At 70.9% G+C, this 18771-nt stretch carries 17 protein-coding genes; 8 read left to right on the plus strand and 9 right to left on the minus strand.

The genetic code is table 11. The annotated features are described in order from the left end of the window. Nucleotides 1–96 precede the first annotated feature (96 nt). From ACQEUU_RS04425 to hisC, 5 genes are read left to right on the plus strand one after another with little or no spacing between them, the layout of a single operon-like run. Complete coding sequence (locus ACQEUU_RS04425) at nucleotides 97–1344, plus strand: nucleotide sugar dehydrogenase (protein ID WP_270152489.1); 1248 nt, start codon at nucleotides 97–99, stop codon at nucleotides 1342–1344. 18 nt (nucleotides 1345–1362) lie between these two features. Further along, complete coding sequence (locus tag ACQEUU_RS04430; protein WP_433060632.1) at nucleotides 1363–2451, plus strand: glycosyltransferase; 1089 nt, start codon at nucleotides 1363–1365, stop codon at nucleotides 2449–2451. Between the two features lie 18 nt (nucleotides 2452–2469). Then, nucleotides 2470–4284, plus strand: a complete 1815-nt coding sequence (locus tag ACQEUU_RS04435; protein WP_433060635.1) for a DUF4434 domain-containing protein — start codon at nucleotides 2470–2472, stop codon at nucleotides 4282–4284. A 26-nt stretch (nucleotides 4285–4310) separates the two neighbouring features. After that, a complete protein-coding gene (locus ACQEUU_RS04440) occupies nucleotides 4311–4976 on the plus strand; it encodes an NUDIX hydrolase (protein ID WP_433060638.1) in 666 nt (221 codons plus the stop codon). A 47-nt stretch (nucleotides 4977–5023) separates the two neighbouring features. Then, complete coding sequence (gene hisC, locus ACQEUU_RS04445; RefSeq protein WP_433060641.1) at nucleotides 5024–6085, plus strand: histidinol-phosphate transaminase; 1062 nt, start codon at nucleotides 5024–5026, stop codon at nucleotides 6083–6085. Here the strand turns inward: hisC and ACQEUU_RS04450 are convergent. The 5 genes from ACQEUU_RS04450 to purD form a co-directional block, all read right to left on the minus strand. Beyond that, on the minus strand, nucleotides 6072–7013 hold the full coding sequence (locus ACQEUU_RS04450; protein WP_433060643.1) for an EamA family transporter: 942 nt from the start codon (nucleotides 7011–7013) through the stop codon (nucleotides 6072–6074). The two genes, hisC and ACQEUU_RS04450, sit on opposite strands and share 14 nt — an antisense overlap. Before the next feature lie 299 nt (nucleotides 7014–7312). After that, complete coding sequence (locus ACQEUU_RS04455) at nucleotides 7313–8602, minus strand: GTP cyclohydrolase IIa (protein ID WP_433060646.1); 1290 nt, start codon at nucleotides 8600–8602, stop codon at nucleotides 7313–7315. Nucleotides 8603–8803: 201 nt separating this feature from the next. After that, nucleotides 8804–10069 carry a UDP-N-acetylglucosamine 1-carboxyvinyltransferase gene (gene murA / locus ACQEUU_RS04460; RefSeq protein ID WP_433060649.1) on the minus strand — a complete coding sequence of 422 codons (1266 nt, stop codon included), beginning with the start codon at nucleotides 10067–10069 and terminating at the stop codon, nucleotides 8804–8806. A gap of 77 nt (nucleotides 10070–10146) precedes the next feature. Next, nucleotides 10147–10983, minus strand: a complete 837-nt coding sequence (locus ACQEUU_RS04465; protein ID WP_433060651.1) for a phosphoribosylaminoimidazolesuccinocarboxamide synthase — start codon at nucleotides 10981–10983, stop codon at nucleotides 10147–10149. Then, nucleotides 10980–12194 (minus strand): phosphoribosylamine--glycine ligase, encoded by a 1215-nt coding sequence (gene purD, locus ACQEUU_RS04470; protein WP_433060653.1) that lies wholly within the window; start codon nucleotides 12192–12194, stop codon nucleotides 10980–10982. Before purD ends, ACQEUU_RS04465 begins: the two co-directional genes overlap by 4 nt. Before the next feature lie 505 nt (nucleotides 12195–12699). Between purD and corA the strand changes: the two genes are divergently transcribed. Next, on the plus strand, nucleotides 12700–13725 hold the full coding sequence (gene corA, locus ACQEUU_RS04475; protein ID WP_433060655.1) for a magnesium/cobalt transporter CorA: 1026 nt from the start codon (nucleotides 12700–12702) through the stop codon (nucleotides 13723–13725). Between the two features lies 1 nt (nucleotide 13726). On the opposite strand, the gene ACQEUU_RS04480 is transcribed toward corA, so the two are convergent. Beyond that, the gene (locus tag ACQEUU_RS04480; protein ID WP_433060657.1) at nucleotides 13727–14632 is read right to left on the minus strand and encodes a glycerophosphodiester phosphodiesterase family protein; all 906 of its coding nucleotides are present in this window, start codon (nucleotides 14630–14632) and stop codon (nucleotides 13727–13729) included. Nucleotides 14633–14905: 273 nt separating this feature from the next. On the opposite strand from ACQEUU_RS04480, the gene ACQEUU_RS04485 reads away from it, so the two are divergent. After that, complete coding sequence (locus ACQEUU_RS04485; protein WP_433060660.1) at nucleotides 14906–15463, plus strand: GNAT family N-acetyltransferase; 558 nt, start codon at nucleotides 14906–14908, stop codon at nucleotides 15461–15463. A gap of 4 nt (nucleotides 15464–15467) precedes the next feature. On the opposite strand, the gene ACQEUU_RS04490 is transcribed toward ACQEUU_RS04485, so the two are convergent. After that, nucleotides 15468–15839 carry a MerR family transcriptional regulator gene (locus tag ACQEUU_RS04490; protein ID WP_433060663.1) on the minus strand — a complete coding sequence of 124 codons (372 nt, stop codon included), beginning with the start codon at nucleotides 15837–15839 and terminating at the stop codon, nucleotides 15468–15470. 148 nt (nucleotides 15840–15987) lie between these two features. On the opposite strand from ACQEUU_RS04490, the gene ACQEUU_RS04495 reads away from it, so the two are divergent. Then, nucleotides 15988–16893, plus strand: coding sequence for an NADP-dependent oxidoreductase (locus tag ACQEUU_RS04495; protein ID WP_433060666.1), 906 nt, complete (start codon nucleotides 15988–15990; stop codon nucleotides 16891–16893). Between the two features lie 60 nt (nucleotides 16894–16953). Here the strand turns inward: ACQEUU_RS04495 and ACQEUU_RS04500 are convergent, their stop codons facing one another. Together ACQEUU_RS04500 and ACQEUU_RS04505 are read right to left on the minus strand one after the other, a co-directional pair. Next, nucleotides 16954–18237, minus strand: coding sequence for an adenylosuccinate synthase (locus tag ACQEUU_RS04500; protein WP_433060669.1), 1284 nt, complete (start codon nucleotides 18235–18237; stop codon nucleotides 16954–16956). Nucleotides 18238–18335: 98 nt separating this feature from the next. Further along, nucleotides 18336–18746: a DUF3151 domain-containing protein gene (locus tag ACQEUU_RS04505; RefSeq protein ID WP_433060672.1), complete on the minus strand. Its 411-nt coding sequence runs from the start codon at nucleotides 18744–18746 to the stop codon at nucleotides 18336–18338. Nucleotides 18747–18771 lie beyond the last annotated feature (25 nt).

Here is an 18771-nt window from a genome sequence, read left to right on the forward strand (position 1 = left end):
TCGCATTAGGCGTGAGCTAGGTGGACTTGAGATAACCTTTGCGACCATGAAGTGTTGTTTCCGGCTCCCAAAGGCACCGCTGTGACAGAAATCGACTTGGCTGTCATCGGTCTCGGCTACGTCGGCATGCCCCTCGCCAAGGAGGCGGTGGCCGCCGGGCTGAAGGTCGTGGGCCTCGACGTCGACCCCCGGAAGGTCGACGCCCTGAAGGCCGGGCAGTCCTACATCGATGACCTGACCGACGCCGACCTCGAGCACATGCTGGCCAACGGGTTCAGCGCCACGCTCGACGAGGCGATCCTGGCCGAGAGCAGCACGATCGTCATCTGCGTGCCCACGCCCCTGGACGAGGACCACCGGCCGGACCTGTCCGCGGTGGAGAGCGCCAGCAAGGCCGTGGCCCGCAACCTGCGCGAGGGCACGCTCGTCGTGCTGGAGTCCACCACCTGGCCCGGCACCACCGACGAACTGGTCCGGCCGCTGCTCGAAACCTCGGGGCTCACCGCCGGCGACGCGTTCCACCTGGCCTTCTCGCCCGAGCGCATCGACCCCGGCAACCCCAAGTACGGACTGCGCAACACCCCCAAGGTCGTCGGCGGCTACACGCCTACCTGCCGCGACCGGGCCACCGCCTTCTACGGCCGCTTCATCGAGCAGGTCGTGCCGGTCAGCAGCACCCGCGAGGCCGAGATGGCCAAGCTGCTGGAGAACACCTACCGGCACGTCAACATCGCGCTGGTCAACGAGATGGCCATCTTCTGCGACGAACTCGGCATCGACCTGTGGGAGGCCATCGAGGCGGCCGCCACCAAGCCGTTCGGGTTCCACAAGTTCCTGCCGGGGCCCGGCGTCGGCGGCCACTGCATCCCGGTCGATCCCTCGTACCTGTCCTACACCGTGCGCAAGCTCGGGTACCCGTTCAGGTTCGTGGAGCTGGCCCAGGAGATCAACGAGCGGATGCCGTCCTACGTGGTGGCCCGCGTGCAACGTCTGCTCAACAGAGAGAAAAAGGCGGTGAACGGCGCCAGAGTCGTTATGCTCGGCGTCACCTACAAACCGGACATCGCCGACGAACGTGAGACCCCGGCCCTGCCCGTGGCGCGCGCGCTGCTGGAGCTGGGCGCCGATCTCTCGTTCGCGGACCCGCATGTCAAGGAGTGGTCAGTCGATGGCACGCCCGTGCGGCGTGAGGAAGATCTGGCCGAGGCCGTCGCCGCCGCCGACGTGACGGTGCTGCTGCAACAGCACGCCGCGTTCGACCTGGGGATGGTCGAGGCCAAGGCCAGGCTCGTGCTCGACACCCGCGGTGTGCTCACCGAGGGTGAACGCGTCGAGCGGCTGTAGCGACCGGAGGCAACGCGCGTGCACGTGCTCGTCATGACGGTGGTGCATAACCCCGAGGACGCGAGGATCCTGCACCGGCAGATCCGCGCCCTCGTGGATGCCGGTCATGAGGTCACGTACGCCGCCTCCTACACCGGGCACGGGGTCGTCCCGCGTCCCTGGGTGACGGGCGTCGATCTGCCCCGGGCCGTGCAGCGTAAACGGATCTCCGCCGTGTGGGCCGCGCGCAGGCTGTTCAAGCGCATGCGGCGGCAGGTCGACCTGGTCCTCATCCACGACCCCGAGCTGCTGTTCGCGGTGTGGGGGGTGCGCAACCGGCCGCCGGTGGTGTGGGACGTGCACGAGGACACCCCGGCCACCCTCTCGCTCAAGCCGTGGCTGCCGTCCCTGCTGCGCCCGCCCGTACGGTTCCTCGCCCGGATGCTGGAGAGCACCGCCGAGAGCAACCTCCACCTGCTGCTGGCCGAGACCGCGTACGCGGGCCGGTTCAAGCACGCCCACCTCATCGTGCCCAACGAGACGTGGGTGCCCGACTCGGTGACGCCGCCCGGCGACGACCGGGTCGTCTACCTGGGCTGGCTGTCCAGGGCCAGGGGCGTGCTGGAGGCGATCGAGGTGGCGCGGCTGCTCCAGCCCTACCGGGTGGCCGTCGAGCTGATCGGCTACGCCGACCCGCAGAGCCGGCCGATGCTCAACCAGGCCGTCGCCGAGGGCCTGCTGGAGTGGCGCGACTTCATGCCGAACGACGAGGCGCTCAAACGGCTCGACGGCGCGCTGGCCGGGCTGTCGCTGCTGCACGACGAGCCGAACTACCGCCACTCCATGCCCACCAAGATCATCGAATACATGGCGCACGGCATCCCCGTCATCACCACCCCGTCCCCCCGCGCCGTCGAGCTGGTCGAGCGCTACGAGAGCGGCGTCGTGGTGCCGTGGCAGGACCCGAAGGCGGTGGCGCAGGCCGTGCTGACCCTCAGGGACGAGGTGCGCGAACGACGCGCCCAGGGCGCCCGCGGCTACGCCGCCGCCCGCGCCAACCACCACTGGCCCAATTCGGCCAGGCGATTCGTCGCCCAGCTCGAAGCCTGGGCCGGGGTGAAGCGGTAGAGCGGTGGGTTCCTGAACGTGCGCTGGCTCCTCGTCCTCCTGGGCGCCGCGGTCCTGGCCGCCGTCGCGGCCGTGGTCGTCGTCCTGCCCGTCGACGACGCCGAACCCGTCAATACCACCTCCCAGGCCACGTCCACATCCACGCCCACATCGACGCCGGCCCCCACCCGCGCCGAGCCGACGCCGATGGTGAGCGAGTTCACCGACCCCTGTGGAACGTTCGAGACCCAGGAGAAGGCTCCCTACGCCGTCACCGGCTACTGGATCACCCCCACGTCCAACCCGTGCACCTGGCGCAGCCAGCTCCAGCAGATCCACCGCGTCGGCGGCGACACCGTCATCAGGATCGGCTACGGCCTGCAGTACCGCACGGTCGACGGCAAGGGGCGCGTCAAGACCCGCGACGGCGAGGTCGACTCCCTCTACGAGGCGTGCGAGGAGGACGGGGTCACCTGCCACGAGTCCGCCGAGCGCGACCTCAAGGAGGCGCACCCCGACAACCGCATCGGGCGCGTGTACGTCTACCGCACCGACGAGTCGTTCGGCGACAACCTGTTCCGGTGCCGGCCCATGGAACGCAGGATCGACGGCGGCAAGCGCACCTACTTCCGCCTCATCGCCCCGCCGGACGGCTCCGACGACCCGACCTGCGACTTCTCCAAGGGAGCCACGTACGACCTGATCCTCATCGCCGGCTCACCCGAGGACAGCCTGACCAAGCTGCTCGACCTCGGCGACCAGTTCGGCGTGCAGGTCTTCCCCGCGCTGCCGCTGGCTCCGCGCGACCCCGACAGCCCGATCAGGGCCAACCGCAAGCACATCGGCACGCTCACCACGGTCACCCGCCGCATCCTGCAGGACTACGGCGCGCGCTTCGCCGACCGGCAGTCGCTCGGCGGCGTCTATCAGCCGTTCGAGGTGCAGATGTCCGACACCCTGGCCGGCAATCCCACCCTTGAGGTGTACGCCGACCAGCACCGCATCGTCGCCCAGGAACTGCCCGGCAAGCCCATCCTGATCAGCCCCTACCTCGACGCCCGCAAGCGTGTCCCCTTCGGCCAGACCCCCGCGCAGGTCGCCGAGGGGTTCAAGGCGCTGGCGCGCACCGGCGTCGGCATCATCGCCCCGCAGGACAGCCGCGGCACCGGCAAGGTCGGCCTCTACTGGCCCGACGAGCGCGGCGACGAGGTGGACGAGCGGCTGCGCCCCGTCGTCGGCGAGAGCACCTACGGGACCGCCTACCACGGCTCCACCCGCGACTACTACCGCGAGATGGCGGAGGCGCGCGAGGAGATGATCGAAGGCGGCCGGGACGTGCAGCTCTGGGCCAACGTCGAAGCCTTCGAGCCGTCGGGCGATGAGCCCTGCGCCACCCACGGCACCCGCGGCAAGACCGACAAGAAGCGGCTCGACCAGGCGGTCGCCATGGCGGGCCGCTACGTCCAGAAGATCGTCTCGTACATGTGGAGCGACTTCATGACCTGCGGCTCGCCGTCGGTGGAGTCGGAGATCATGCGCGACTGGCAGCGGCCGATCGCGGTCGACGCCATCCGCCGCGCCCGCGCCCCCGAGGACGGGGTCGAGGTGCGCGGCTACAACCTCAAGGACGGCACCGTCACCGTCACCTGGTCGGGCGGCACGGCCGACCTGGTCGTCTCCGAGGTGGGCTGGCTGGACGAGGACCCCCTGGACGAGCTGCCCGAGCACATGCAGACGGCCTGGGTGCCCTTCGACTGGGGCCAGGTGCCCGAAGGGGAGTGGGTCCGCATCACCGTCAAGCTCCCCTCCGGCCAGTCGACCACCGAACCCCTGCACGTCCGCATCGACACCTGATCCTCGACAGCGTGTAACGTGCCTGCATGGTCCCGCGCATTCCGGTCAGCGTCGACCTGGTCGTGCTCACGGTCCGTAACGGGGCGCTCAGCGCGCTGGTGTGGCGCCGCGACAACCCGCCCTTCCTGCGCCGCTGGTCGCTGTCGGGCGGGTTCATCCAGCTCGACGAGGACCTTCCCGCGGCCGCCCAGCGCATCCTGGCCGAGCGCGCCGGCCTCCCCGGCGCGCCCGTCCACCTGGAGCAGCTCCAGACCTACGGCTACCCCGACCGGGACCCCCGCCAGCGCGTGCTCAGCGTCGCCTACCTCGGCCTCGCCCCCGACCTGCCCGCCTCGGAGAAGGCCCACATGAGCTGGCAGCCGGTCGGCTCGCTCGCCGTCATGGCCTTCGACCACCGCCGCATCATGCTCGACGGGGTCGAGCGGGCCAGGGCCAAGCTGGAGTACACCCCGCTGGGCGCCGCCTTCTGCCCGCCGGAGTTCACGGTGGCGGACCTGCGGAAGGTGTACGAGATCGTCTGGGGTCGCGCCCTCGACCCGCGCAACTTCCACCGCAAGGTGACCAAGGCGGAGGGCTTCCTGGTCGAGACCGGCGCCACCACGACCCGCGACGGCGGCCGCCCCGCCAAGCTCTACCGCCGCGGCCCGGCCGAGCTGCTGCATCCCCCGATGCTCCGCTCGCTCAAGGAGTGACCAGGGCCTCGCGGCGGTTTCAGGTGGGGCTGGCCTATCGTATGGACATGCCTCGTTTCCGCCCGATCCTCGACACCATGCCCGCCTACAAGCCGGGCAAGGCCGTCACGACCTCCGACGGCCGGTCGTACAAGCTGTCGTCCAACGAGTCGCCCTACGAGCCGCTGCCGTCCGTCGTGGCGGCCATCGCCGAGGGGGCGCGGCTCGTCAACCGCTACCCCGATCCGGGTGCGGTCGAGCTGACCGAGGCGCTCGCCGGCCGGCTCGGGGTGCCGGCGGAGCACCTCGCGCTCGGCGCGGGCTCGGTGACGGTGGCGCAGCAGCTGTTCGAGAGCGTCGGCGACCCGGGCGTCGAGGTGGTCTACGCGTGGCGGTCGTTCGAGGCGTACCCGCTCCTCGCCGACCTGGCCGGCGTGACGTCCGTACGGGTGCCGCTGGCGGGGGAGGACCACGACCTCGACGCCATGGCCGAGGCGATCACCGACAGGACCCGCATGGTGTTCGTGTGCAACCCGAACAACCCGACGGGCACCGCGATCCGTGAGCGGGAGCTGGTGGCGTTCCTGGACCGGGTGCCGGAGGACGTGCTGGTGGTGCTGGACGAGGCCTACCGCGAGTACGTCCGCGACGAGTCGGTGCCCGACGGCCTCACCCTCTACCGCGACCGGCCGAACGTCTGCGTGCTGCGGACGTTCTCCAAGGCGTACGGGCTCGCGGGTCTGCGCGTCGGCTATCTGGTCGGCCACGAGCCGGTGGCCGCCGCCGTACGCAAGACGATCGTCCCGTTCGCGGTCAACCAGCTCGCCCAGGTGGCCGCCGTGGCGTCGCTGGCGGCGGAGGGTGAGCTGCTGGAGCGGGTCGAGCGGGTGGTCAAGGAGCGCACCCGGGTCCGCGAGGCGCTGATCGCCCAGGGCTGGGAGGTGCCGCCTACGGAGGCCAACTTCGTCTGGCTGCGGCTGGGCGAGCGCACGATGGACTTCGCCGCGGCCTGCGCGGTCGAGGGCGTGGCCGTCCGGCCGTTCGCGGGCGAGGGCGCCCGGGTCTCCATCGGCGACCCGGAGGCCAACGACGCCTTCCTGGCCGCCGCGGCCGGCTTCAGGACGTCGTAGTCACGGTCCCGGCCGGCTCGGGGATCTTGGGGCGTCGCCGTTCGGTCGACACGACCAGGGCGACGCCCACCAGGATCACCAGGCCGCCCAGCAGGAGCTGCACGGTCACCTGCTCCTGCAGCACGAGCACGCCGAGGATCACCGCCACGACCGGGTTCACGTACGCGTACGTCGACACGAGCGAGATCGGCGCGTTGCCCAGGAGCCAGGTGTAGGCGGTGAAGCCCACGAGCGAGCCGATCAGCACGAGATACGCGAGCGCGGCCCACGATCGGCCGGAGACGAGCGCGGGGTCGAAGCTCTCGCCCGACACGGCGCCGACGACGATCATGCCGAGGCCGCCGACGGCCATCTCGACGGTGCTGGCGGCGAACGTGTCGGCCGGCATCGCGATCCGTCCCGACAGGAACGAGCCGACGGACCAGGACGCGGAGGCGATCAGGATGACCACGATCCCGGTCACGCTGCCTTCGGCGCCGCCGCTGAGCGACACGGCCGCCACGCCGGCGAACCCGACCAGCACCCCGGCCAGCGTGAGCACCTGGGGCCGGTCCCGTACCGCGATCCTGAACATCACCAGCCAGAGCGGCACGGACGCCACGAGCAGCGCGGCCAGACCGGTGGAGATGTGCTGCTCGGCGACGGCCACCATGCCGTTGCCGCCGGTCAGCAGCAGGAGCCCGACGACCGCCGCGCCGGCGAACTGGCGGCGCGTCATCCGGAAGACCCCGGGGCCCTTCCTGATCAGCAGGAACGCTCCGAGAAGCAGCGCGGCGGTGAGGAAGCGCAGGGCGCCGCTGAGCATGGGCGGCATGGTCTCGATGGCGATGGCGATGCCCAGGTAGGTGGAGCCCCAGACTACGTAGACGATGCCCAGCGCCACCCAGACGAGGACGGAAATCCGCCTGTCAGGTGTGTCAGCTGTCATGACTCATGACGATAGCGTCCGGGGCCGACAGAACGCTCGCCGGTATCAGACGTTGAGATGCGGGGGCGCGGGCGCTGCCGTAAAGGCCCTGAAACGATTGGCGCCCCCGTCCGAATACCATCGATCGGGGGCGACGGACTTCATACCCGTCTCAAGACGCCGCCAACCGTGAATTCACCGGAAGTCAACCCAGAGTCTCTGAATCCGTGTCCAGAACCCGGGGCACGACCCGCCGCGAAGCCCAAACCCCGCCCACGAACCCCCGCCGCCCAGGCAAGGCGGCGAGGGCGCGGTGGTGCTCAGCGGGGTCCCAGTTTCTCCACGATCAGGCGGTACAGCTGGCGCGGGCGGCCCGGCTGCGGTGTGCGGTTAGGCGGCAACGGCCACGCGAGTCCCTCGTCAACCAGCGTGCGCAGCAGCCGCCGCGCCGTCCGCGGCGTCACCCCCAGCATCTTCCCGGCGCCCTCGGCGTCGACCACGGTGTCGCCGCCCTCCAGCTTGGCCGCCAGCCGCGACAGCACCTCCACGCCCTTCGGCTTGAGCGCGGCCGCGCCCGCCGGCGGCATCCGGGGCGCAGGGATGAGCGCCCGGCCCTCGCGGTCCACCGCGAACCCCTGGGCCTGCTTGCCCGCCTGCGTGCGCGCCAGCGCGGCCCGTGCGTGCGACTCGGCGTCGTGCGTGGTGCGTCCCATGCCCACGCCCACCTCGACCGCCAGCCCCAGCTCGTCGCGGATCCTGGCGGCGAACGGCAGCACCCGGAACCCGTCGGTGGCCGCCGCGATCGAGCCCCTGGTGGCGGTCACCAGGTAGCTGTGGTCGTCGATGGGCCAGACCGTGGCGTTGATCCGGTTGGACTCCTGGACGAGCAGCCGGTGCAGCGACAGCCGCAGCTCGTCGCGCCAGTAGCGGGGCGCCGCCCGCCGTACCGGCTCGCGCAGCGTCGGCACCTCCACCAGCACGACCGTGAGCTGCGACTCCTCCAGCCGGTGGTGCGCGCCGAGCAGCGCGGCGGTGTGCAGGGCCGTGCGGATGGCCGCCGACGTCGGCCGGACCCTGATGACCGGCACGCCGGCCGCCTGCAGGCGCTCGGCCACGGCGGGCAGGCAGGTCAGCGCCCCCGTCGTCGTGCCCTGGCGGGTGAGCCGCTCATGGTAGGCGGCGATCGTGCCGGTCGCGCCCGGCTCGTCGCGGCTGTGCACGTCCGCCGCGGGGATGCCGAGGTCGGTGTACGCCTCCTCGACGTCGGCCCGGCTCACCACGTCCACGCTCACCCGCTGCGGGTCGAACCGCGGGTCGAGCGCCGCCTTGGCCAGCGCCGCCATCATCGCCGCCCCGCCGACCTGGACATAGGTGGCCGGCATGGTCAGCACGCCGGAACGCCTGGCCAGGTCGTAGGGCACCGGGCTGGCGAACAGACAGGCGTCCACCCCGGGCCCCAGCCGTGTCACCTTGTCGGGCGCCTCCTGTTCGTCACGATAGGCGGCGGCCACCAGGCGGCACGGAAGCGGCGCTGCTGCGTGCCCCATCAACATGACCCGCTCGACCAGGTCATGAGGTCCGACCACGCCAATGGTGAGATCCGGTGTCATAGCGCCCGCGCGTGACACCCGGGAAGTTTCTTCCGCCCTCTCGGCCAATGTTCGTCCCATCCTGCGATCCGTTGCAGTGCTCTCTTTTGGAACGATCGCTCGCGAGGGCCGTAATGTCACGCCCGACTTTTCCGGAAAGCTGTTCTGGTTGACCGCCCGAGAAGGTATATCAGCAGCTCAGCGCCGGATTCTCAAGGATTTTCAGGGTTCAGAAATCTCTCGTGTAATGTCCGCGCCGAGCGCGCGCATTCGCGGCGCGAGATGTGCGTGTCCGCGATCGATGAGGTATCCCGAGTCGATGACGGTCTCGCCTTTGGCCGCCAGTCCGGCGAGCACCAGTGCTATACCCGAACGCAGATCGTGAGCGGTTACGTGAGTTCCGGTCAGCGGCGTCGCGCCGCGCACGATGGCCCGGCTGCCCGCGACCTCCACGTTGGCGCCCATCTTGTTGAGCTCGGCGGCCAGCGCGAAGCGGCCGTCGAAGATCCGCTCGTGGATGTAGCTCGTGCCGCCCGCCAGCGCGGCCACCGTCATCATCGGCGACTGCAGGTCGGTGGCGAAGCCGGGATAGGTGTCGGTGATGATGTTGATCGGCCGCAGCGGCCGGTCGCAGCGCACCTGCAGCACCGCGCCCTGCCGGACGAAGTCGACCCCCATCTGCTCCAGCTTGTAGCGCACCACCCCCAGGTCGAGGCCGGTGCCGACGAGGCTGACCTCACCTTGTGTGATGGCGGCGGCCATGGCGAACACGCCCGCGTCGAGCCGGTCGGGCATCACGGTGTGCTCGACGGCGTGCAGCTCCTCCACGCCCTCGACGGTGATGAAGCCGGTGCCGCCGCCGCTGATGCGCGCGCCCATCTTGGTCAGCATCTCGATGACGTCGAGGACCTCCGGCTCCAGCGCAGCGTTCTCGATGACCGTGGTGCCCTTGGCCAGGGCGGCGGCCATGATGAGGTTCTCGGTGCCGGTGTGGGAGGGGGTGTCGAGATAGAGGGTGGAGCCGGTCAGCCCGGAGGCCTTGACGTGGATGACGGTCTCGCCCTCGTCGACCACCGCGCCCAGGCGCTTGTAGCCGAGATAGTGGAAGTCGAGGTTGCGGCTGCCGAGGTTGCAGCCGCCCACCCCTTCCACGATCGCCTCGCCCAGCCGGTGGAGCAGGGCGGGGGTGAACAGCACCGAGCCCCGGAACCGGCGGGCGATCTCGGCGGGCAGCACGGGGCTGTCCAGCCGGGAGGCGTCGATGACGAGCGTGCGCTCGGACTCGTGCAGCTTGACGCGGGCGCCCACGGCCGTGGCCAGCTCGACGGCGCGGCGCACGTCCTCGATGATCGGCACGTTGCGCAGGACGGTGCGGCCGTGGGCCGTGAGCAGCGCCGCGCCGATCATGGGCAGCACGGCGTTCTTGGCGCCCTGGATGAAGGCGGTTCCACGCAGGGGGTTGCCACCGCGCACGCGGTAACGGACCATTCGGGCGGCTCCTTGTGGTTCAACGTGAGGCTCGGCCCGGCCAACAGTAGCCGGTAACACCACTTGACCCTGCCGAATCATCCTGTAAAGGCGACTCCCGTGAGCCGCTCATATGCTTCTCGGTATCGCCGGCGGGTGCGCTCGACCACGGCGTCGGGCAGAACAGGCGGAGGAGTGCCGGAGTCTTTGTCCCATCCGGATTCCGGCGAATTTAGCCAATCACGGACAAATTGCTTGTCATAGGACGGCTGCGAACGGCCCGGCCGCCATTGGTCGGCCGGCCAGAACCGCGACGAGTCGGGCGTGAGCACCTCGTCCCCCAGCGTCAGCACACCGTCGGCGTCCCGGCCCAGCTCGATCTTGGTATCGGCGACGATGATGCCGCGCTCGCGGGCGATCTCCGCGCCCCGCGCGTAGACGGCTAGCGTGACGCGGCGCAGCTCCGCCGCCGTCTCCTCGCCCACCTCGGCGACCACCCGCTCGTACGGGATCGGCTCGTCGTGCTGACCCGCGGGCGCCTTCGTGGACGGCGTGAAGATCGGCTCTGGCAGCCGCGACCCGTCCTGGAGGCCCGGCGGCAGCGCGATGCCCGACACCGCGCCGGTCGCGTGGTACTCGGCCAGCCCGCCCCCCGTCAGGTAGCCCCTGGCCACGCACTCGATCGGCACCATGGTCAGCGGCTTCACCAGCACGCTGCGCGCGTCGGGCCCCGGGGACAGCACGTGGTTGGGCACCACGTCGCGCAACTGGTCGAACCACCACAGCGAGAGCTGGGTGAGGACCGCCCCCTTGTCGGGGATCTCGGGCTCCAGCACGTGGTCGAAGGCCGAGATCCGGTCGGAGGCGACCATGAGCAGCGCCCCCTCGTCCGTCACGTACAGCTCGCGGACCTTGCCGGAGTGCAGGTGTCTCATCGGGCGATGTCCGTCCGGTAGTGAGCGCCGCGCATCCGGATCCGCCCGGCCAGCTCGTACGCGTGAGCGCGCGCGCTCTCCTGGTCGGGGCCGGTGCCGACGACGTTCAGCACCCGGCCGCCGGCGGAGACCGGCTCGCCGTCGCGCAGCGTCGTCCCGGCGTGGAGCACGTACGCGCCGGTGGTGGGCTCCAGCCCGGCGATCGCGTCGCCCTTGACCGGGGCGGCGGGATAGCCCTCGGCCGCGACGACCACGCACACCGCCGACCCCGGCCGGAACACCGGGTCGAGCCCCAGCTCGCCGGTCGCGCAGGCCATCAGCAGCCCGCCCAGCGGCGTCTCCAGCCGGTCGAGCAGCACCTGCGTCTCCGGGTCGCCGAACCGGGCGTTGAACTCCACCACCTTCGGCCCCTTGGCGGTCAGCGCCAGCCCCACGTAGAGCACTCCCTGGTAGGGCAGCCCGCGCCGGGCCAGCTCCGCGATCGTCGGGTGGACGACCTCGCGCATCACCTGCTCGGTCAGCCCTTCGGGGATCCACGGCAACGGGGTGTAGGCGCCCATCCCGCCGGTGTTGGGGCCCGCGTCGCCGTCGTAGGCCCGCTTGAAGTCCTGGGCCGGCTGGAGCGGCACCGCCGTGCTCCCGTCGCAGAGCGCGAACAGCGACACCTCGGGCCCGTCGAGGAACTCCTCGATCACCACCCGGCCGCACGCCCGCGCGTGGCGCAGCGCCTCCTCCAGGTCGTCGGTGACGACGACGCCCTTGCCGGCGGCCAGGCCGTCGTCCTTGACCACGTACGGGGCGCCGAACTCGGCGCACGCGGCCGCGGCCTCCTCGGCGCTCTCGCACACCCGCGCCTCGGCCGTCGGCACCCCGGCGGCCCGCATGATCTCCTTGGCGAACGCCTTGGACCCCTCGATCATCGCCGCCTGCCTGGACGGGCCGAAGCAGGCGATGCCGGCCTCCCGCACCGCGTCGGCCACCCCGGCGACCAGCGGCGCCTCCGGCCCCACGACCACGAGATCCACCCCCAGCCGCTTGGCCAGCCCGGCGACGGCCTGAGGGTCGGCCGGATCGACGGCATGCAGCTGGGCGACCTGCCCGATCCCCGGGTTGCCCGGGGCGCCGTGCACCTCGACGACCTGCGGATCCAGCCCGAGCGAACGGCAGAGGGCGTGCTCCCGCCCTCCGGAACCAATAACGAGTACGCGCACCCGCCCATTCTCGCAGCCCCCGCGCCCGTCCACCTCCAGGGCCCCGGCCGCGCCCGCGAAGGGACGGAGGCGAGGGGAGGTTGGAAGCCGCGGGGGAGGGCAGGAGCCCCGCTGCCGGGAAATGCCGGAACGGTTCTGGATGTTTTGGCGACGACCGGCGGTTGCGGTGACCGCTCGACGAGTACAGTCAGGTTGGTTCCCCGGCCCGTGATAAATTGGGGCGGCTTTATGGCGTCTCGTGTGATTGGAGGTGGTCCGGGATGAATCCTGGTGATCCCAGCAGTACGTGCTCGATCACGTACCTGCCGTATTCCCCTGACCACTCCAATCCGGCAGCCTGATCATGCCTCCACGCATTCCTTCTTGATTTAAGAGGTGATGCCGCATCACGCGTGGAGCGTGCGAGGTCGGGCGGAAAGGGACTGCCATGCGCTCGTCCACGCTTTTCCGTCGCATCAACCGTCACCCCGTTCAGCCGCACCACCCGCGCCCGCGTCACCAGCCGGTGAGTGAGGCGCGCGTGCCGCCCGTCGACTCCCTCGTGGATCACGCCGCGTACGTCGAGGGCGAGAAGACCCGGGCCGCGGGCATCGTCGAGTCACTGGAGCTGGTCCGCCGGCACAACAGGCACACCGAGGGCGCGAAGGCGTTCGTCTGGGTGGGCCTGCACGAGCCGGCCGCGCCGGAGGTCGAGTGGCTGGCCGAGGTCTTCGGACTCCATCCGCTCGCCGTCGAGGACGCCGTCAAGGCCCACCAGCGCCCCAAGGTGGAGCGCTACGGCGACTCGCTGTTCATGGTGCTCAAGACGATCGCGTACCTGGACCACGCCGAGCCGACCGGCGAGATCATCGCCACGGGCGAGATAATGATCTTCCTCGGCCCCGACTTCGTGGTCACCGTGCGCCACGGCGAGCACTGCCCGCTGTCGGAGGTGCGCGAGCGCATCGAGGACAGCCGTGAGCTGCTGGCGCGCGGACCGGCGGGCGTGCTGCACGCGATCGCCGACCACGTCGTCGACCGCTACCTCCAGGTCGCCGACCTCATGCAGCTGGAGCTGGAGGACGTCGAGGCCACGGTGTTCGCCGACGTCAGCTCCCGCGACATCAACCGGATCTACCAGCTCAAGCGCGAGATGCTCGACCTGAAGCGGGCGGTCACCCCGTTGCAGGCGCCGCTGGCCGCGCTGCCGCAGCGGCGGGTCGTCCCGTCGGAGATGCGCGAGTACTTCCGCGACGTCGGCGACCACCTGTCGCGCGTGTGCGAGCAGGTGGAGTCGTCCAACGAGCTGTGCAGCTCGATCCTGCAGGCGGCGCTGGCCCGTTCGAACGCGCTGGCCAACGAGGACATGCGCAAGATCTCGTCCTGGGTCGCCATCATGGCGGTGCCGACGATGATCGCCGGGATCTACGGCATGAACTTCGACCTCATGCCCGAGACCCGGATGGCGTGGGGCTACCCGGCCGTGCTGGCCGTGATGGTCACGGTGTGCGTGCTGCTGCACCGCGGCTTCCGCCGCAACGGCTGGCTCTGAGTCACACGCCGACCGGCCTGAGCGGGCCGACGGGCTCGGGCAGATCGAGCCCGCGCTCGCGCCACAGCTCGCGCATCCGGTCGGGATAGTCGGTGACGATCCCGGAGACGCCGAGGTCGAGCATGCGGGCGCCGAGCGCGGTGTCGTTGACGGTCCAGACGGCGACGTCGAGCCCCGCCGCGGCGGCCTGGGACATAAGCCGCTCGTCCACCATCACGTGCTCGGGCGAGAGCGTGGTGGCGCCGGCGGCGCGGGCGGCCGCGGGCGGGTCGTCGCCGAGCGGGCCGTTCCAGTCGAGGGTGTCGAGCTCGATCAGCGCGAAGCGCCGGATCCCGGGCGCGAGCTCGGCCACGCGCGAGATGATCCGCCAGTCGAAGCTGAGGATCGCCGCGTTGTGCAGCCTGCCGTGCCGGTCGAGCTCGTCGAGCACCAGCTCGGCGAACTCCTCGGGGCCGGCCGACAGCGTGGGCCTGGTCGGGTCGGACTTCAGCTCGACGTGCAGCCGTACGCCGCCCGCCTCGTAGGCGTTGACCAGCCCCAGCACGGCTCCGAGCGTGGGCATGCGGGTGTCGGGCATCGCCACCTGGGTCAGCGCGAACGGGTCCTGCGGATGGCGGGGGAAGCGCACCCCCACGTCGAGCGTGCGCAACTGCGCGAGGGTGAGCGAGTTGATCGGTTTTCCGACGTACGGGAAAGCCGGGTCGTCCGGGGTGACCGGGCGCGTGTCGGCGCTGGTGACGGCGGAGACCGTGAGGTCGTGCGTCAGCACGAGCCGGCGGTCGGCGGTGAGCGCGACGTCGAGCTCCAGGGCGTGGACGCCGAGCTCCATCGTCCGGCTCATGCCGGGCAGCGTGTTCTCCGGCCAGAGGCCCCGCGCTCCCCGATGACCATGTATCTCAACGCGCACACGGGGACCCTACAGGGATCAGGCCCTCTTGAGCGGGTGCCACGCCGTGTCCTTTTTATACCGATTGCAGCGAAGCTGCCGTTGATGGAAGTCTCAGATGTAGACGATCCGGTGTTATTCCGGCACAGCCGAATCTGATCGATCTTTGGCAATAAATGCGACGGTAGTGCAATAAACTCAGCAACCATGACAAGTAGGCTCAAAACCACTCAGGCTGACACAGTACGGGCCTGGGTGGACGGGTGGGCCGTCTCCCGCGGCACCCCACCGCCGGTGACCGAGCCCTGGGGGCTCCGGGTGGACGTGGGACTGCCGGACCACGTCGTCCGTCACGTCGTTCCCGCCCCGACACCCGCCCTCGTCCAGCGGCTGACGTCCATGATCACCGTGCCGGGCACCTGGCTCAAGCTCTGCGCCCCGGCCGAACTGATCGCCCCCTGGCTCCCGTCCGGCTGGACGATCGACCCTCCCGAGTACCTGATGACCGGCCCCCTGACCGCCGAACCGGTGGCCGTGCCGGACGGCTACACGCTGGCCGTCACCACCCGGTCCGGCGTCACCGCCGCCCGCCTGCTCACGGCCGCGGGCGAGGTCGCCGCCCGCGGCCAGATCGCCAACGCCGGCTGGGCGGCCGTGGTGGACCAGGTGGAGACCGCCGCCGCCCACCGCCGCCGCGGCCTGGGCAGCGTCGTCATGAGGACGCTCGCGGCGACCGCCGTCTCCCGCGGCGCCACCACGGGGGTCCTGCTGGCCACCCCGGAGGGCAGGAGCCTGTACGAGAGCCTCGGCTGGCGGCTCTGCTCGCCCATGACGGCCGCCGTGCTGCGGTGATCCCTCACCGCGGGTGAGAGCAGGGGGAGTCAGGGTCCCGCGTGGCGGCGATCAGGTCGTCGAGCCGGTCGCGCACGGCCAGCAGGTCGGTGATCCGCTGGTCGATGCGGACCCGCTCGGCCGCCATCTGGCCCAGGAGCGCCGGGGGCGCCTGCTCCGCCCCCGAGTCCACACACGGCAGCACCTCGCGGACCACTCTGCTCGGCAGGCCCGCGGCGTACAGCTGCTGGATCAGCCGGACCCGGTCCACGGCGGTGCCGGGGTAGTGCCGCTGGCCGCCGGCGCTGCGGTCCGCCTGGAGCAGGCCCTGCTCCTCGTAGTAGCGCAGCGCCCGGACGCTCACTCCCGCCTTCTCGGCGACCTCACCGATGCGCACCCGTCCTCCTCCATCGGGCGGCCCCGCCCGACTTGCACCTGACGTCAACGTCAGATTTTAGCGTGGGTAGAGCCGGCATCCGCCGGGCATCCACCCCACGAGATCCCGCGTACGGCCGCCCCGGGCCGCCGCGGAAGGGAAGAACGACATGCGCGCAGTCCGCTATCACGAGTACGGCGGTGTGGAGACCCTGGTGGTCGAGCAGGTGCCGGACCCGCATCCCGGGCCCGGCGAGATCCGCGTCCGCGTCGCGGCGGCCGGAGTCAACCCCGTCGACTGGAAGGTGCGTTCCGGTGCGGTGCGCGAGGTGCTCCCCGTGGACCTCCCCGCCATTCCCGGACGCGACGCCGCCGGCGTGGTGGACGAGCTCGGTGAGGGCGTGCGGGGGGCGCGCGTCGGCGACCGCGTCTTCGGGCTGGGCGGCGTGACCGGCGCGACGGCGGAGCTGGCCGTGCTCTCGGCCTGGGCCCACGCGCCCGGCGCCTGGACCGATGAGGAGGCCGGAGGCGCCGGACTGGCATCCGTGACCGCGATGGGCGGGCTGAAGGCGCTCGGACCCCTGCCGGGGCGCACCCTGCTGATCGAGGGCGCCGCCGGAGGCGTGGGCAGCGCCGCGGTCGAGATCGCGGCCGCCCGGGGCGCCACCGTGATCGGGACGGCCGGCGAGCGCAACCATGAGTTCCTCGCCTCGCTCGGCGCCGTACCCACCACCTACGGCGCCGGACTCGCCGAGCGCCTCGCCACCCTGGCTCCGGACGGTGTCGACCTCGCCCTCGACACGGCGGCCTCCGGGTCCCTGGCCGACCTCGTCGCGATCGTGGGCGACCCCGCCCGCGTGGCGACGGTCGCCGACCACGCCAACGCCCAGCGCCTGGGCGTGCGGCTGGCGAACGCCGAGAACGACTTCACCCTGCTGGCCGAAGCGGGCGAACTCGGCCGGCAGGGCCGCTACACCCCGCGCGTCGAGCGGACCTACCCGCTCGAACGGATCGCGGAAGCGCACGCGTACGCCGAGCGCGGACACACGCGGGGAAAGATCGTGGTCCGCGTCTGAGCTCGCCCGCCGGCCGCGGGAAGCCCGCACCTCCGGGCCTGAAGAGACGGGATGCGGGCGTCAGATCAGCGAACGGATCACCAGGGTCTGGTCGCGGCCGGGGCCCACGCCGATGGCGGAGATGGGCGCGCCGCTCATCTCCTCCAGCGCGCGCACGTACGCCTGCGCGTTCGGCGGCAGATCCTCGAACGTCTTCGCTTCCGAGATGTCCTCCTGCCAGCCGGGCAGCTCCTCGTAGATCGGCTTGGCGTGGTGGAACTCCGTCTGCGTCATCGGAATCTCGTGGTGCCGCGTCCCGTCGACGTCGTACGCCACGCACACCGGGATCCGCTCCAGCCCCGACAGCACGTCCAGCTTGGTGAGGAAGAAGTCGGTGACGCCGTTGATCCGGGTCGCGTAGCGGGCGATCACCGCGTCGAACCAGCCGCAGCGCCGGTTGCGGCCGGTCGTGACGCCGTACTCGCCGCCCGTCTGGCGCAGCCACTCGCCCATCTCGTCCTCCAGCTCCGTCGGGAACGGGCCGGAGCCGACACGGGTGGTGTAGGCCTTGAGGATGCCGATCACGCGGGTGAGCCGGTTCGGCGGGATGCCGGCGCCGGCGCACGCGCCGCCCGAGGTGGGCGAGGAGGAGGTGACGAACGGGTAGGTGCCGTGGTCGATGTCGAGGAGCGTGCCCTGGCCGCCTTCCAGCAGCACGAACTTGCCCTCGTCCAGCGCCTTGCTCAGCACCAGCGAGGTGTCGGCGATGTGCGGCTTGAGCCGCTCCGCGTAGCCGAGATACTCCTCCACCACCGCGTCGGCCTCGATGCCGCGCCGGTTGTAGAGCTTGGTGAGCACCTGGTTCTTCTCGCCCAGCGCCACCTCGATCTTCTTGGCCAGGATGCCCGGGTCGAGCAGGTCCTGCACCCGCACGCCGACCCGATAGATCTTGTCGCCGTAGGCCGGGCCGATGCCGCGGCCGGTCGTACCGATCTTGGCCTTGCCCAGATAGCGCTCGGTAACCTTGTCGAGCGCCTTGTGGTGGGGCATGATCAGGTGCGCGTTGGCGGAGATGAGCAGCCGCTCGGCGGAGATCCCCCGCGCGGCCAGCCCGTCGATCTCGCCCAGCAGCACCGCCGGGTCGATCACGACGCCGTTGCCGATCACCGGCACCACGTGTGGCGACAGGATGCCCGTGGGCAGCAGGTGAAGCGCGTATTTCTGGTCGCCGATGACCACGGTGTGGCCCGCGTTGTTGCCACCCTGATAACGGACGACGTAGTCGACGTCGCCACCGAGCAGGTCGGTGGCCTTGCCCTTGCCCTCATCGCCCCACTGGGCACCCACGAGAACGGCAGCCGGCATGGTGAAGTCTCCCGAACACAAAACGAAACCCCTGGCGCAAGCGCGACAGGGGCTCTTGCGTAGAGAGACTACCCGAGTGGGGCTAATCGCCCCAAGACCTACCCCTTGGTCAGCGCGTCATAGCCGGTCTCGGTGCTGTCCTTGAGGAACTGCAGGCAGCGCTCCGCCTCGTCCTTCTCGCCGATGGCCAGCGCGGCCCTGCTCAGCGCGTACAGGCAGCGCAGGAAGCCGCGGTTGGGCTCATGTTCCCACGGGATCGGCCCATGGCCCTTCCACCCACTGCGGCGCAGATGGTCGAGGCCGCGATGGTAGCCCGTGCGGGCGAAGGCGTAGGAGGTGACGGCGTGACCCTGAGCGAAGGACTCCTCCGCCAGCGCCGCCCACGCCGCCGGGTAGGCGGGGAAGCGGGCGGCGACGTCGGAGACCTTGGCGCCGGACTCGAGGGCCTCCCTGGCCTCGGGCGTGTCCGGCAGTTCGGTCGGGGGCGGCCCGGCGAGAAGGTTATCCATAGGACAAGTCATACCCGCCGGGCCG

Origin of the sequence: Nonomuraea sp. CA-218870, from assembly GCF_050936535.1 — a bacterium.
Classification (GTDB): Bacteria; Actinomycetota; Actinomycetes; order Streptosporangiales; family Streptosporangiaceae; genus Nonomuraea; species Nonomuraea corallina.